This window comes from Ensifer sp. 22460, assembly GCF_052044935.1.
Classification (GTDB): domain Bacteria; phylum Pseudomonadota; class Alphaproteobacteria; order Rhizobiales; family Rhizobiaceae; genus Ensifer.
Genome location: NZ_JBQENZ010000022.1, coordinates 20,160 through 34,481, shown reverse-complemented (window position 1 = coordinate 34,481; position 14,322 = coordinate 20,160). Strand labels below are relative to the sequence as shown.

The following is a 14,322-nucleotide window of genomic DNA, read 5'->3' as shown; positions in this document are numbered from 1 at the left end:
CTATAGAGCGTCCCAGTGGAATCACTTGAAGCGGAAAGATGCTCTACGATCAAAGTACTAGAGCGTCCTTTGCGCGTTCGTCTGAACGCACGGCGCTCTAGGGGCGCGGAAGAGTCCGCGCCCTTCAGTGGCTGGTTTCCGGTTACTTCACCACGACATTGCCGTTGACGATCTCGACATTCTCGTCGCCCTGCAGGCCGATGCGGTCGCCGCTCGGCGCCGTCACGAAACAGCCGCTCGGGCAGATCATCTCCGTGGCGCCTGCGGCGATCGCCACTTCCATGCGGCTTTCGCCCTCGACGACGACCAGGACGGCGGTCTCGCTGTCCTTGTTCGTGACCGTCGCGGCACTGGCCGCGCCTGCCATAGGCACGTAGGCCACCAGTACGCCGGAAAGCAAAGCAATCACAGATTTCTTCATTGCCCATCGGCGCGCGAAGCGCCGCCCTCTCGCCGAGCCGGCCGCCCCGTCGGTTTCGCGACGCTGCGCCGGCCACCTCTTCAGCCGATGACAACGTAATCGGTCACCAGAAGAATTGCATGCTTTTTATGGCACGCCGGCTGAATAGCGGCTGAACGCTCCGTTTATCAGCGGTTCGGGTTTGCGCGGCGGCTGGCGGTTCGGCGACTGCCCGTTTCTTCTGCCTCGCGTTCCTCGTTGAGCGGCGCTGCGGAAGCAGCCGGTTTGCCTGAAGCCGTCGCCTTGGCCGACGCTCTTGCCTCGGCGGAGGTGGCGCCCTTCGGTTCGCCCACCTCTTCCGGGTGGTGGCTTTCGATGCCGGTCTGGTCCTCGACCGGCACGTCCTCGATCTTGACCGGGAACGGCTCGCCGATCCGCTCGTCGCGGAAACGCTCGTAGATCGACACGCGCAGGTCGTTGCGCACGCCGCCGCCGGTCAAGACGTCGGCGACGTAAATCCGGAGCTCGAAGGTCATGCGCTCGTCGCCAAAGGCGGTAAAACCGACGGTCGGCGAAGGGTTTTTCAAGACCATCGGATGGGCGGCGGCGATCTCGGACAGCAGTTCCATGATCCGGCGCGGATCGCTGGCATAGGTGACGGTGACGGCGATCTCGGAGCGGCCGAGCTTGTTGCGGTGCGTCCAGTTGCCGACCGAGGCGTTGATCAGCAGCGAGTTCGGCATCATGATCGACTGATGCTGGAAGGTCTCGATCTCGGTCGCGCGTACCGAGATGCGCTTGACGAAGCCTTCCGTCGTACCACTGACGATCCAGTCGCCCACCTTGAACGGCCGCTCGACGAGCAGGATCAGACCCGACACGAAATTCGAAACGATGTTCTGCAGACCGAAACCGACGCCGAGCGAGAGAGCACCGGCGACGAGCGCGAGGTTCGAGAGATCGATGCCCGCTGCCGAGAGGCCGATGAGGCACGCAAGGCCGACGCCGGTATAGCCGATGCCGGTGCGGATCGAGTTGCGCACGCCGGCATCGACCCGGCTTCTCGCCATGATGTTGCCGTCGATCCAGCGCTGCACGAAGCGGGTGACCGCAAAACCGAGCGCGAAGAACAGGACGCCCGCGAGGATGCCGACCAGCGAGATGGTGATCGAGCCGATCCTGATCTCGGTCACCATCCGGTAGGCCCAGGACTCGATGTCGGCGACCTGGAAGCCCCACTGCAAGAGGATCAGCGGGATGAAGACCATCACGACCAAGGCATAGATGCTGAGGCCCGCGGCAAGACCGATCTGGTCGAGCGCCACCTGTTCCAGATTGTAGCGGCGCTCGAGATAGCGCCCGGCCGCCGTCTCGGCAAACGCACCCTGCTTGGCCACGGCCCGGCCGGTGAGAATGCCGATATACATCGTCACCAGGATCGCGCCGGTGATGATGATCTGCGTGGCGATGAAGCGGGCGAGACCGACATAGCCGGAGACGGCCGCAATGATCAGCAAGGCCCCGGTCGCAAGCAGCGCAAACGACACCAGCCGCGGCCAGGCGCGGCCATGAGCATCGAAGGACTCGTCCTTTCTGAGCGTCGGCTTGATCCAGGCCGACGCCATGATGATGAGGCCGATGACGATGGAGGCGATGTAGCTCTTGACGACGGTCAGCACCACCGGCGAGCCGAGCGCCTCGCTGACGCCGCCGAACAGGTAATCAAGACCGTTGACCAGCGCCATGGCGAAGATCGCGATCATCAGCATCCTGGCGCCGCGATCGGAAACCCTGACGAGCCGCCAGCGCGCATCGCGCGGCGACAACACCGCCTGGGCGAGCCTTGTCACGAAGAACACAACCACCGCGACGCCGAGCGTAATGGCAATGATCGGTGCGATGTCGGAGCGCAGCACGTTGAAGCCACGCAGGAACAGGAAGCTTGAAATCGCGAAGGCGGCCGAGGCGATCGTCGGGATCAGCGTGGACCAGAAGGCGACCGACAGGCGGCGGAAGTAGCTCGGCTCCTCATCGGTAATGTCATGCTGGATCAGCGGGCGAAAGAGCCTGCGGCTGCCGGCAAGGAACACGAGCGCCGCCAGCAGCGACAGGAACAGCGCCGTCAAAAGCGGCACGCGCTTGTAGTTCCAGGCAAAACTCAGCCAGCTCCCGACACTGCGCGAGAGCACGCGGGTTTCGTCCGCCGTCGCCGTCAGAGCGTCGTCGAACATGCCGGTCGAGACTTCGGTGTTCTTCAGCAGCGTGTTGGAAAACAGCGCCCGCCTTGTCGCGGTAATGGTGTTGGAAAGCTTCGTCGCCTGGATCGAAAGACCCTCGGCCTCGCCGGTGAGCGCGTTGATGGCGCCGCGCTCGGCCATCAGCCGTTTGCGCTCTGCGGTCACGATGTCGGCTTCGGGCGGCTGTCCCTCGGCCGGCGGATCGCCGAGTTCGGTGAGCCGCCCCTTGATTTCGTCGAGGCGCGGCCGGGTCGAGACCGACACGCCGATGATTTGCTTGGCGAGCGCGTCGACCTGAACCTTGAGGTCGGCAAGCACGATGTCGTCGTCCTTGGCCTTGTCGACGAGGTCCGTCAGCCGCTTGAGATCCTCGGCGGCCTTGGAAAGCTGATCGGCCGCCTGGCTCTGGGCCGGCGGCGTGGCATCCGCCGGCACCGCCTCTCCGGCCGGCGGGGTTGCCGTCTGCGCCGGCTGAACCGCCGTCGCGGCCGGCTGGGTGGCAGCGCCGGGTGTCGCGCCGCCGGGTGCCGCGCCTTTGTCAGCGGGCTGCGCACCATCCTGCGCGGGTGCCGCCGCTTTCCCAGCTGGTTGCGTTGCGGTCTGGGCCGGCTGAGCCGGCGTCGCCTTCTGCTCTGGCTGCGCTGTGTTTGCCGGTTGCGTCGTGCCTTGCGCCATGACCGGGCCGGCGGCGGCAAGCGCCAGCAGGCAGACGAGAATGGCAGGCAATTTTCCGACAGAACGCAATTTCATGATCCTTGCAGGTTGAGACCATGGTGCGGAATCGCGTCAGTGGTCATCACAATGCGGTGTGAATACGAAAGACGGCGGAAAGATGCAAAAGACGCCGCCAATTGCGCTCCAGCGCCGGATTTTTCGTCAGAAGCCGGCGCCGGGCTGTGCCAGATAGGCAAGCTCGGCGTCTGTCGAGACGCGGGCCAGGAGCGCATTTCGGTGCGGGAAGCGGCCGAATTGTTCGATCACCTCGCGGTGGCGGATGGCATAGTCGAGATAGTCGGCATCGCCGAGTTCGGTGAAAAGCTTCACCGACATGGTCTGGTCGGTCAGGTTTTCCGAATGCTCGAACGGCAGATAGACGAAGGCGCGCGCTTCCGGCTTGATCGCCATGTCGGCACCGATGCCGACGGCAAGCTTCGCCTCGTGCAGTGCCAGGCAATCGGTCGCGAAGGCAAGCGGGGTGCCGCGATACATGTTGCGCGGCATCTGGTCGAGCAGGATGATCGCCGCCAGCCGGTTCTCTGGCGTTGCCCGCCAGATCTCGCTGACCCCGCGGGCAAGCGCCAGATGTGATGCCTGGAAACGACGAATGCAGGCCTTATCCAGTTCGCCGCTCATCGTGAACCAGTCGTCATAGGTGAGCTCGCCGAACCAGAAATTCAAAACGTCATCCGGCGTGCAGATTTCAACTTCGTTCGTCATTTGCTCCCTCGCACCGCTCTTCTGCCGGTCCTGCCCCTTTCGAGGCCTGATCGGGCAGCCATGCATGCGCTACAGCGCCGCGCGTCTTATCAGACGCGCAATGGTCGCTGTAGCACTTTGATTTTCTGCATGTCTTTGTCCTTAAATCGAGTTCGATTCAAGGAGACATGCGCTAAGACATAGGCGCGGACCGGCCCATTTCCATGCATGCCCAATGTCGATGCACGCCTTACGCGCGCCGCGTGAGGATGGCAACAAAGGCGATGCCGCCGACAATGCCGGTAACGACGCCGATCGGCATGTCCTCCGGCGTCATGATGACGCGGGCCACGAGGTCGGCCATGATCAGCGTCAAGGCGCCAAAGAAGGCCGAGAGCGGGATGACCCGCACATTGTCGCTGCCAGCGAAAAGCCGCACGAAGTGCGGCACCATCAGCCCGACGAAGCCGATCGCTCCGGAAAAGGCCACCATGACCCCGGTCAGGAGCGCAGTGACGACGAAGAGCGTCAGACGGAAGCGGCGCACGGGAATGCCGAGCGTCATCGCCGTCTCGTCGCCCATGGCAAGCGCGTTGATCTCCCGCGATCGGACGACCAGCCAGCCGAGCGAGACTGACAGCACGAGCGCCGGATAGATGAGATGCGGCCATTGCGCCAGGCCAAGGCCGCCGAGCATCCAGAAGATCACCGTGTGCGTCGCCCGCGGATCCCCCAGGAAGATCATGAGATTGCCGATCGACGTCAGCACGAACGCGACGGCGACGCCGGCGAGCACCAGGCGATCGGCACTGGTGCCGAGCACGCGGGAAACGAAGGCGACCAGCACGGTTGCCAGCAGCGCGCCGCCAAAGGCAAAGAGCGGCACCGTGAGAAGACCGAGGATCATTCCGGTGTGGAGCAGTGCGACGATCGCCCCGAGCGCGCCGCCCGAGGAGACGCCGAGCAGATGCGGATCGGCAAGCGGATTGCGCGTGACCGATTGCAGCACGGCGCCTGTCAGCGCCAATCCGGCGCCGACAAGCCCCGCCAGCATGACCCGCGGCAGGCGCACGTCCCAGACGATGCTTTCGCGCCCCGCCGACCAGAAGGCCTCGACGCTGCCGGGCGCGAGCTTGCTTGCGACGATCGACCAGACGGTGGTGACCGGGATCGGCGCCGAGCCGAGCGACACGCCCGCGGTCACGGTCAGGAGAAGCAGCAGCAACGCCGCAAACACCCCGACCCCGCCGCGGATCACCCGAACGGGAACCACCCGCGAAACGGCAGCGGGACCAGGCGACGTATCCTCAGCCAGCATCGGTTACAGGCCTTCGCCGTGAAAGACCTTGGCGAGCCGGGCAATGGCGTCGATGTTGCGCGGCCCCGGCGTCGCCTCGACATAATCGAGCACCACGAAGCGGTCGTTTTTCACCGCATCGATAGTGGCGAAGGCCGGATTGTTCTTCATGAAGGCGATCTTGTCCTCGGCTTTCACCTCGCCGTAGTTGACGATCACCACGACCTCCGGATTGCGATCGATCACCGGCTCCCAGGAGACCTCCACCCAGCTCTTGTCGACGTCGTCCATGATGTTGGCGCCACCGGCCGCCTCGATCATCGCCGTCGGGATGCCGAAGCGGCCTGATGTGAAGGGCTTTTCCTCGCCGGAATCATAGACGAAGACGCGCGTCGGCTTTTCGCGGCCGGCATTTGCCTCGGTGATCGCGGCCAGTTGGCGGCGGTAGCCGTCGACCAGCGCCTCGGCGCGATCCTCGACCCCGAAGATGCGGCCGAGGTTGAGGAGATCGACGAACATGTCGTCCATCGTAGGCTTTTCCCTGGCCATGACATGGATGCAGGATTCGGTCAGTTCGTAGACGCCGATCTTGAACGGCGCCAAGGTCTCGGGCGTCACCTCGCCGCCGACCTTCATGCCGTAGTTCCAGCCGGCGAAGAAGAAATCGGCGTCGGCGTTGAGGAGCACTTCCTTGGTCGGATATTTTTCCGCAAGCTCCGGCAGTTCCTTCACACCTTCGCGCAGCTTTTCATCCAGCGTCTTCCAGCCGGAAACGCCGGTGTAGCCGACCATGTGGTCCTGCAGTTTCAGCGCCAGCATCATCTCGACCAGATTGACGTCGTTGGCGATCGCCCGCTTCGGCGCGGCATCGAAGGTCACCTCGCGGTTGCAGCTCTTGACGGTGACCGGATAGGCGAGCGCCGGCACAGCAGTGGCGATGAGAAACAGGAAGGCAGAGGAGGCAATGTTGATCTTCATGAAATGGATCCCTGTCGAGGAAGTGAAAAGGAGAAACGGGCGGTGCCGGCAACGGCGGTGCTGTGGGCGGTGGCGGTGACACCGAAGGCGGAGGACAGCGCCCGCGGGCTCAGCACCGCGTCGGGTGTGCCAAAGGCGGTGAGCCGCCCCGCCGTCACGATCGCCACGTCAGTCGCGAATTCGGCGGCGAGATTGATGTCGTGCAGCGTCGATACGATCGTCAGCTTCAACGTCTGCAACAGCTCGAGGATTTCGAGCTGGTGGCGGATGTCGAGATGGTTGGTCGGCTCATCAAGGATGATGATGCGCGGCTCCTGGGCAAGCGCCCGGGCAATCAGCACCCGCTGCTTCTCGCCGCCCGAGAGCGTCGAGAACTGGCGGCCGGCGAGATGGGCGAGATCGAGATGGGAGAGCGCATGCTGCACGCGCTCGCGGTCGGTGTCCGTCCAGCCGTTGAGCCCCTCTCGCCGCGGGATGCGGCCCATCATCACGACGTCGCGCACGCTGAAGGGAAAATCGCCGGGCATTTCCTGAAGCACGACGGCGATCGTCTTTGCCGCTTCGCGCGCCGAAATCGACCAGAGGTCGATCCCGTCGACCTCGATGCGGCCCGCATTCGGCTGCACCGCCCGGTAAAGGCAGCGCAGAAGCGAGGTCTTGCCGGCCCCGTTCGGCCCGAGGATCGCAAGCCGGCTGCCCGCCTCGATCGCGAAGTCCATGTCGTCGACCAGGGTCAGCCCCGGGCGCGGCCCCCAGCAAAGCCCCTTAACGCGAAGGGCGGCTCCTGTTGCGGTGCAGGTCATGGTCTGATCCCTCCCCGGCAGCGCCACGCGTCCATCCCGGACGCACCAGGGGCGCTTGAGCGCATGCGTGTCGCGCTCATTGGAAATGGCCCGCAAGGTCTTCGGAGACGAGCATGGCCGCCGGGATGCGGGCGAGCGTCTTGCCCTTCAGCTCGCGCGGCCGTTCGGCAGCCCGCGTCATGCCGTCGCCGCGCTCCACATAGGTGGCGGCAAAGCGGACGAGATCGTCGATGTCCTCTTCCGGCGAAATGTCGCCAAAGAGATAGGTCGCCTTGCCCGTCGCCTGGAAGGCGATGGTGCAGGGGCGCGTGCATGCAGCCATGCAGACCGTGCCGGCAATCGAGAAATCACGATCGAGCGGCGCGCCGAGGGCGGCAATGCTGCGGTTGAGCCGCTTTATCAGCTCGGCGCCCGGCATGCAGGGGCCGCCGGTAAAGCGGCAATCGGTGCAGACCGTTATCTTATGCTGTCTTGAAGTCGGCTCAGCCATTTTCTCTCTCCGCCGGACTGACGGCAAGAGATGGCGAAGCGGCAGGATGACGGAAAACCGTCGCGCGAAAGCCAGTTCTTTTCCATCGGAACACCCCGTCCGTTGTGGTTGATCGGTTCGATGGCAGGTCTCCTGGCTCGCGGGTCGCGGCGCATCCACGTCTTCCCGGCCTTTGGCCAGTGACATGGTGTGAATGCGCTGTCCGCTCACAGTTGCGGGGGCAGCCACGGTTTCGGTCCCGTCAGGGTCGTCCGTTCCGTGTTCCCTTTTCAGCCGCTTCCGCATTGTCGCGGACGCAGCACCATCGCGCTCTTCCTCGCATGAATCGGCAGCGGATACAACCGATGGGGTCGGGCGGCCGGGATCTATCAACATGCGGCGTTTCGTCATGTACTGACTGTTATAAAATAACATAACGACAATCAACAAGGAAATGATCCTAAGTCACCCTGCCGGCCGCCGCGGGCGAGAGTCTCGCCTGACGGCGACGACCGGCGTATCCTTGCTCCTTGGCTTGTCGGGAAAGGATCTCTGCCATGGCTGCCTATTTGATCGCCGATGTCGATATCACCGATGCAGCGACCTTCGAGGAATACAAAAGAGAGGTGCCGGCGACGGAGGCCCGCTATGGCGGGCGCTATCTCGGCCGCGGTGGCGCAACCCGGGTGCTTGAAGGCGACTGGGAACCGCACCGGCTCGTCATCCTCGAGTTCCCGGACATGCAAGCCTTGCTCTCCTGGTACCAATCGCCGGACTATCAGCGCCTGAAGGCGATCCGTGAGCGCTGTGCCAGGACACGGATCATAGCACTCGAAGGCGTCGCCATCTGAAGCGGAGCGCAAGACTGGCCGCAATTGCCGGCCTTGCTCGTGAAACGAACGGATGAGCGCCCCCGTCACTTCAAGCTTCGCGGCGCGCGGATGAAGCAACTGCGGGGCATGTGCTCCGGGTCCATCGACATGCGGCGTTTCGTCATGTCCATCCGTTATGCGATAACATAAAAATACAACGCCAGAGTTGAATAGCCGGCGAAATCCGCCTTGGTGGGACCGTGTGCCTTCATCGGGACCGGCGCGCCGCCACCCTCTCGAACTTGCCTTCGCACGACCGCCCGGCCCGACGCTTTCGGACCGGTGCCGCGCAGCGCTCATCAGCCCCCACTGCGCGCAAAAGCCGGAAATTTAACGTACGTTACGCTCACGTAACCCCAAGGCCGTTGAGAAAATCAGCAGCCGAAGCGACAATTGCCAAAGCTAGGATTGGGCATCGACAAGCCACCGATAAAATCAACTTAGCCGCGCAGGTCCCGAAATGAAGTGATGGCAACGCAACTTGCTACAGGGGATGGCAGTGAATCCAATTGACTTCTTCGTCGAGACGCTTCGGACCTATCCTCCGGTCGCCGTCTTCCTCGCCCTCGGCATCGGCTTCCTGATCGGGCCCATCAAGGTCGCGGGGTTCAATCTCGGAAACGTCACCGCCACGCTGCTGGCGGGTGTTCTCATCGGGCAGCTGGGCATCCAGGTTTCCGGTGATCTGAAGTCCACCTTGTTCCTGATCTTCCTGTTCGCCGTCGGCTACGGTGTCGGCCCGCAATTCGTGCGCGGCTTGAGCACCGATGGGCCGAAGCAGATTGCCTTTGCGCTGTCTGTCCTGGTGCTGTGCCTCATCGTTCCCTATCTCTGCGCGCTGATCGCCGGGCTTCCGCTTGGCTACGGCGCCGGCATGTATGCCGGGTCGCAGACGATCTCGGCTGCGATCGGCGTTGCCACGGACCAGATCAATTCGCTCGGGCTGACGCCGGAGCAGGCCAAGACCTTTGCCGACCAGATTCCGATTGCCTATGCGGTCACCTACATCTGGGGCACGATCGGCTCTGCCATCATCCTCGCCCAGCTTGGCCCAAAACTTCTCGGCATCGATCTTCCGGCGGCCTGCAAGGAGTATGAGGCCAAGCTCGGCGGCGGCACCGAGAGCAGCGAACCCGGCATCACCCGCGCCTATCATGATTTCGGCCTTCGGGCCTATCGGATCGACGAAGCAAGCGGGCTAACCGGAACGCCGGTCAAGAACCTGCTTCCCGGCATTCGCGTCTTCGTCGAGCGCCTGCGAAGAGGCGATCAGATCATCGAAGCGGATGGCAACACCGTGCTGCAGCCGGGCGACGTCGTCGCCTTCTCGGGCAGGCGCGCCCTGCTCGTCGAAAACCTGGACAGCAAGCTGACGGAGGTCGAGGACAAGGAGCTTCTGAACGCGGAGGCCGAGATCGTCGACGTCTACGTGACCAGCAAGGCGCTGGCCGGAAAGACACTCGCCGAAGTCAGCACGATGGATTGGGCGCGCGGCGTCTATGCCCGCAAGATCGTGCGCTCGCTGGTCGAGATCCCGGTCCTTCCCGGCACGACCGTCGAGCGTGGCGACATCGTCACCATCGGCGGCGCCAGGAGGCACGTCGAAGCGGCGATCAAGGCTCTCGGCTTTGCCGATCGCCCGGTCGAAACCACCGACATCGCCTTCCTCGGCTGGGGTCTGTTCATCGGCGCGATGATCGGGGCGCTGACGATAACGATCGGCGGTATTCCGATCGGGCTTTCCACCTCCGGCGGCGCCCTGCTTGCCGGTCTCGTGCTCGGCTGGCTGCGCACCACCTACCCCGCCTTCGGCCGCATCCCGTCGCCGGCGCTGTGGCTGTTGAACACGCTCGGCCTCAACATCTTCATCGCCGTGGTCGGTATCGGCGCCGGACCGGGCTTCGTCGCAGGCCTCCAGGAGGTTGGCATTTCGCTGTTCATCTGGGGAGTCGTTGCAACCTCCATCCCGATGATCGCCTCGGTGCTGATCGGCCACTATGTCTTCAAGTTCCACCCGGCGATCCTGTTTGGCGCCTGCGCCGGCGTCAGGACCACGACCGCAGCGCTCGGCATGATCCAGGAGGCGGCCAAGAGCAAGGTGCCGGCGCTTGGCTACGGCATGCCCTACGCCATCGGCAACACGCTGCTCACCATCTTCGGCCTCGTCATCGTCATCATGCTCGCCTGAGGCGCGCCGGCGAACCGAGACCATTGTTCCAATTTCATAGATCACAGGGAGTGTGGATCATGTTGGACAGAAAATTCTACGACAGCATTTCCGATCTCAGCCCGTTCGAAATCAAGGACGAACTGATCAAGCTCGCCAAGACGAGCTCGCAGAAATCCGCCAAGGCCTTCCTGAATGCCGGCCGCGGCAACCCGAACTGGACGGCAACGCGCGCCCGCGAAGCCTTCTTCCTGCTCGGCCAGTTCGCCCTGACGGAGGCTAAACGCGCCTACTACGATCCGAAGGCGGGCGTCGCCGGCATGCCGCCCCAGGACGGCGCGCATGCGCGGTTCCAGAAGTGGATCAAGAAACAGCTTCAAATCACGGAAAACGTGGACGAGGACGACGAAGGCATACCGGCCGCCAAGACCCTCGGTGACGCCGTCGCCTATGCCATCAACACCTTCGGCTTCGACCCTGATGGATTCGTGCACGAACTGACGGACTCGATCATCGGCGACAACTATCCGGTCCCCGATCGGGCGCTGCATCACAACGAGATCATCACCCACGAATATCTGATGTGGGCGATGTGCGCCGGCCACCGGCCAAGCGTGAAATTCGACCTCTACCCGGTCGAAGGCGGCACCGCCGCCATGTGCTACATCTTCAAGGCCTTGAAGAACGCCCGCATCCTCAACGCCGGCGACACGATCGCGCTCGGAACGCCGATCTTCACGCCCTATCTCGAAATGCCGCAGTTGGAGGATTACACCCTCAAGACCATCAATGTCAGCGCCGAGCAGGAAGACCGCTTCCAGTTCACCGACGATGACATCAAGGCGCTGGAAAACCCCGAGGTGAAGGCGCTGTTCCTGGTCAACCCCGGCAACCCGTCCGCCGTCGCGATGGATCCGGATTCGATCAAGCGCCTTGTCGATCTCGTAAACAACAAGCGTCCCGATCTGATCATCCTTACCGATGACGTCTACGGCACCTTCGTCCCGGGCTTCCAGTCGCTGCTCGGCCATCTGCCGCGCAACACCATCGGCGTCTATTCCTATTCGAAGTACTTCGGCTGCACCGGCTGGCGCCTCGGCGTGGTGGCCGTTGCCCAGGACAACATCTTCGACGAGAGGATCAAGACGCATCCCGAGCCGATCCAGAAGCTTCTGGAAAAGCGCTACAAGGCGATGACGCCGAAGCCGCGCGAGGTGAAGTTCATCGACCGCATCGTCGCCGACAGCCGCGACGTGGCGCTGAACCACACCGCCGGCCTGTCGCTTCCCCAGCAGGTCATGATGTCGCTCTTCAGCCTGGTCGAGCTGATGGATGTCGAGAAGGCCTACCAGAAGGCCTGCATCGCCATCTGCACGAAGCGGTTCTGGAACCTCGTAAACGGCATGGGCGTCGAGTCCAACCCGGGCATCTATTTCGACCACTATTACGGCATCATCGATTTCGAGTTCTGGCTGCGCAAATATGTCGGGCAGGATGTTGTCGAATGGGTGAAGGACAACATCCATCCGCTCGACATTCCCTTCCGACTGGCCGAGGACCACGGCATCGTTCTCTTGAACGGCTCCGGCTTCGACGCGCCAAACTGGTCGGCGCGCGTTTCCTTCGCCAACCTCAATGACGACGCCTATTCGCAGATCGGCCGTGCCGTGCGCTCCGTGGCGCGTGGCTACGTGCAGACCTACCAGGCGGCCAAGGGCCTGAAGATCAGCTAGTCGAGCAAGGCGGCCGGCAAACCCGTCGGCCGCCTCCCCCTACAGCGCCGCGTTCAGTTAGACGCGCAAAGGTCGCTGTAGCACTTTGAATTGCTGCATGTTTTTGTCCTTCAATCGGCGACAATTGAAGGAAACATGCGGTAGGGCGTGAGCAGACGTCCTGTTACCCAGCCACCCCGGATTTTCCGGCAGGGTCCTGCCGGCAAGTGAGCAGCGCATCATCAGGCTGAAGGCGCTCCTTCGGCATGGAGTTGGGAGTAAAGCGGCGTGATCGATCACCTGTTCGGCATCCTCAGAGCGCATCCGGAGCTTGCCCTGTTCCTCGCGCTCGGCATCGGCTACGCCGTCGGCAAGATCACCATCTTCGGCGTGACCATCGGCGCCGTTACCGGCTGCCTGCTGGCGGGCGTGCTGATCGGACAGACGGGCGCCGTGTTGTCGAACGACGTGAAGCAGGCGTTCTTCCTGCTGTTCCTCTTCGCCATCGGCTACCGCACCGGCCCGCAATTCTTCCAGAGCCTCAATGCCGATGCCCTGCCCCAGATCGCCGTCACCGTGACGCTCTGCGTCGCGGCGCTCGCGGCGGCGATCCTTCTTTCGATCCTGTTCGGTTTCGATCTCGGCACGGCCGCAGGCGTCCTTGCGGGCGGGGCAACGGAATCGGCGACCGTCGGCGTCGCCATCGACACCTTCCGCAAGACGGCGCCAACACCCGAAGCCGTCACCCAATTCGAATCCGCCGTGGCCACCGGCTTTGCGGTCGCCTATCTCGTCGGCGTCGTCACCGCGATCCTCGTCCAGTCGCAGCTCGCACCGCGCATGTTCGGCCGCAGCCTGAAGGAAGCCTGCGCCGAGCTCGAAGCCGAACTCAACATCGCCCCGGAGAACAGCGGCGATACCGCCCGCCGCGAGATCGAAGCGCGCGCCTTTGAGATCGCCGATAATCTGGTCGGCCTGACCGTGGCGGAAGCGGAGGCGCGAGTCCCTGAGCATCAGAAGGCCTATATCGAGCAGATTCGCAGGGGCAATGAGATCATCTCCCCCGCCCCGCAAGAGCGACTGCAGGCCGGGGACATCATTGCGGTCGCCGGGCTTCGCGGTTTCCTGGTGGAATATGCCAGCCGGATCGGCACCGAGATCGATGACCGCGAGCTTCTCGACATTCCGGTCGAAATTCTCGACGTGGTGGTGACCAACAAGGACGTCGCCGGCAAACGCCTTTGGCAGCTCAAGCAGCAGCCCGAGGCGCGCTCGGTCTTCCTGCGCGGCATCCTGCGTGCCGGCCAGCCGATCCCGATTTTCCCCGGGCTGACAATCCGCCGGGGTGACGTGATGTCGATCGCCGGTGCCAGGCGCCATGTGGAGGATGTCGCTGCCCGGCTCGGCTATGCGGATCGCAAGACGACGGCGACCGACATGGTCTATGTCGGCGTCTTCATCTTCCTCGGCGGCCTCATCGGCATACCCGCGCTGAAACTCGGAGCGCTTGAAATCGGCCTCGGCGTTGCGGTCGGCGTGCTGATTGCCGGTCTCGTTGCCGGCTGGCTGCGCTCGGTCCGGCGCACCTTCGGCTTCGTGCCGGAGGCCACCCTCTGGTTCTTCGACAGCGTCGGGCTCTGCGCCTTCATCGCCTGCGTCGGCATCTCGGCCGGCCCGAGCTTCGTCACGGGCCTCGTTCAGTCCGGTCCGGCGCTCGTGATCGCCAGCCTGCTGATCTGCCTGATCTCACACCTCGCAGCCCTTGCGCTTGGCCGTTGGGTCTTCCGCATGAACGAAGGCGTGCTCGCCGGCACCTGCTGCGGCGCCGGAACCTCGGCACCGGCGCTTGCCGCAGTGCAAGAGGCTGCCGGCAGCCAGGTGCCAACCCTCGGCTACGGCCTTGGCTACGCCATTGGCAATGTCCTGCTGGCGCTCTGGGGCGCCGTGCTTGTCACGGTTCTTGGGTAGCGG

The 14,322-nt window shown here is 63.7% G+C and carries 11 protein-coding genes and 1 riboswitch; of the genes, 4 read left to right on the top strand and 7 right to left on the bottom strand.

Annotated elements, in window-relative coordinates; translation table 11 throughout:
* Nucleotides 1-142: 142 nt before the first annotated feature.
* The 7 genes from ACTJKM_RS24340 to ACTJKM_RS24310 form a co-directional block, all read right to left on the bottom strand.
* Nucleotides 143-421, bottom strand: coding sequence for a hypothetical protein (locus ACTJKM_RS24340; RefSeq protein ID WP_057254041.1), 279 nt, complete (start codon nucleotides 419-421; stop codon nucleotides 143-145).
* A gap of 167 nt (nucleotides 422-588) precedes the next feature.
* Nucleotides 589-3,387, bottom strand: coding sequence for a mechanosensitive ion channel domain-containing protein (locus tag ACTJKM_RS24335; RefSeq protein ID WP_082663487.1), 2,799 nt, complete (start codon nucleotides 3,385-3,387; stop codon nucleotides 589-591).
* Between the two features lie 126 nt (nucleotides 3,388-3,513).
* Entirely contained in the window at nucleotides 3,514-4,074 is a 561-nt protein-coding gene (locus tag ACTJKM_RS24330) for a DUF924 family protein (RefSeq protein ID WP_058323460.1), read from the bottom strand.
* A 229-nt stretch (nucleotides 4,075-4,303) separates the two neighbouring features.
* Nucleotides 4,304-5,371 (bottom strand): FecCD family ABC transporter permease, encoded by a 1,068-nt coding sequence (locus ACTJKM_RS24325; protein WP_440661150.1) that lies wholly within the window; start codon nucleotides 5,369-5,371, stop codon nucleotides 4,304-4,306.
* Nucleotides 5,372-5,374: 3 nt separating this feature from the next.
* Nucleotides 5,375-6,328 carry an ABC transporter substrate-binding protein gene (locus tag ACTJKM_RS24320; RefSeq protein WP_058327045.1) on the bottom strand — a complete coding sequence of 318 codons (954 nt, stop codon included), beginning with the start codon at nucleotides 6,326-6,328 and terminating at the stop codon, nucleotides 5,375-5,377.
* Nucleotides 6,325-7,131 carry an ABC transporter ATP-binding protein gene (locus tag ACTJKM_RS24315; RefSeq protein ID WP_058327046.1) on the bottom strand — a complete coding sequence of 269 codons (807 nt, stop codon included), beginning with the start codon at nucleotides 7,129-7,131 and terminating at the stop codon, nucleotides 6,325-6,327. Before ACTJKM_RS24315 ends, ACTJKM_RS24320 begins: the two co-directional genes overlap by 4 nt.
* 76 nt (nucleotides 7,132-7,207) lie before the next feature.
* Nucleotides 7,208-7,621: a DUF1636 family protein gene (locus ACTJKM_RS24310; protein ID WP_058327047.1), complete on the bottom strand. Its 414-nt coding sequence runs from the start codon at nucleotides 7,619-7,621 to the stop codon at nucleotides 7,208-7,210.
* A gap of 105 nt (nucleotides 7,622-7,726) precedes the next feature.
* A riboswitch (cobalamin riboswitch) is annotated at nucleotides 7,727-7,942 on the bottom strand.
* A 215-nt stretch (nucleotides 7,943-8,157) separates the two neighbouring features.
* Between ACTJKM_RS24310 and ACTJKM_RS24305 the strand changes: the two genes are divergently transcribed.
* From ACTJKM_RS24305 to aspT (ACTJKM_RS24290), 4 genes are all read left to right on the top strand, one after another.
* Nucleotides 8,158-8,451: a DUF1330 domain-containing protein gene (locus ACTJKM_RS24305; protein WP_058327048.1), complete on the top strand. Its 294-nt coding sequence runs from the start codon at nucleotides 8,158-8,160 to the stop codon at nucleotides 8,449-8,451.
* A gap of 520 nt (nucleotides 8,452-8,971) precedes the next feature.
* The gene (gene aspT, locus ACTJKM_RS24300) at nucleotides 8,972-10,660 is read left to right on the top strand and encodes an aspartate-alanine antiporter (RefSeq protein ID WP_245296076.1); all 1,689 of its coding nucleotides are present in this window, start codon (nucleotides 8,972-8,974) and stop codon (nucleotides 10,658-10,660) included.
* A 59-nt stretch (nucleotides 10,661-10,719) separates the two neighbouring features.
* Nucleotides 10,720-12,372, top strand: coding sequence for a bifunctional aspartate transaminase/aspartate 4-decarboxylase (locus tag ACTJKM_RS24295; RefSeq protein WP_058327069.1), 1,653 nt, complete (start codon nucleotides 10,720-10,722; stop codon nucleotides 12,370-12,372).
* Between the two features lie 267 nt (nucleotides 12,373-12,639).
* Nucleotides 12,640-14,319 carry an aspartate-alanine antiporter gene (gene aspT, locus ACTJKM_RS24290; RefSeq protein WP_058327049.1) on the top strand — a complete coding sequence of 560 codons (1,680 nt, stop codon included), beginning with the start codon at nucleotides 12,640-12,642 and terminating at the stop codon, nucleotides 14,317-14,319.
* Nucleotides 14,320-14,322: the final 3 nt, after the last annotated feature.

Excerpts from the sequence above, each read along its gene's own strand:
- ACTJKM_RS24340 (WP_057254041.1), bottom strand. The coding sequence starts at position 421 with ATGAAGAAATCTGTGATTGCTTTGCTTTCCGGCGTACTGGTGGCCTAC.
- ACTJKM_RS24335 (WP_082663487.1), bottom strand. The coding sequence starts at position 3,387 with ATGAAATTGCGTTCTGTCGGAAAATTGCCTGCCATTCTCGTCTGCCTG.
- ACTJKM_RS24330 (WP_058323460.1), bottom strand. The coding sequence starts at position 4,074 with ATGACGAACGAAGTTGAAATCTGCACGCCGGATGACGTTTTGAATTTC.
- ACTJKM_RS24325 (WP_440661150.1), bottom strand. The coding sequence starts at position 5,371 with ATGCTGGCTGAGGATACGTCGCCTGGTCCCGCTGCCGTTTCGCGGGTG.
- ACTJKM_RS24320 (WP_058327045.1), bottom strand. The coding sequence starts at position 6,328 with ATGAAGATCAACATTGCCTCCTCTGCCTTCCTGTTTCTCATCGCCACT.
- ACTJKM_RS24315 (WP_058327046.1), bottom strand. The coding sequence starts at position 7,131 with ATGACCTGCACCGCAACAGGAGCCGCCCTTCGCGTTAAGGGGCTTTGC.
- ACTJKM_RS24310 (WP_058327047.1), bottom strand. The coding sequence starts at position 7,621 with ATGGCTGAGCCGACTTCAAGACAGCATAAGATAACGGTCTGCACCGAT.
- ACTJKM_RS24305 (WP_058327048.1), top strand. The coding sequence starts at position 8,158 with ATGGCTGCCTATTTGATCGCCGATGTCGATATCACCGATGCAGCGACC.
- ACTJKM_RS24295 (WP_058327069.1), top strand. The coding sequence starts at position 10,720 with ATGTTGGACAGAAAATTCTACGACAGCATTTCCGATCTCAGCCCGTTC.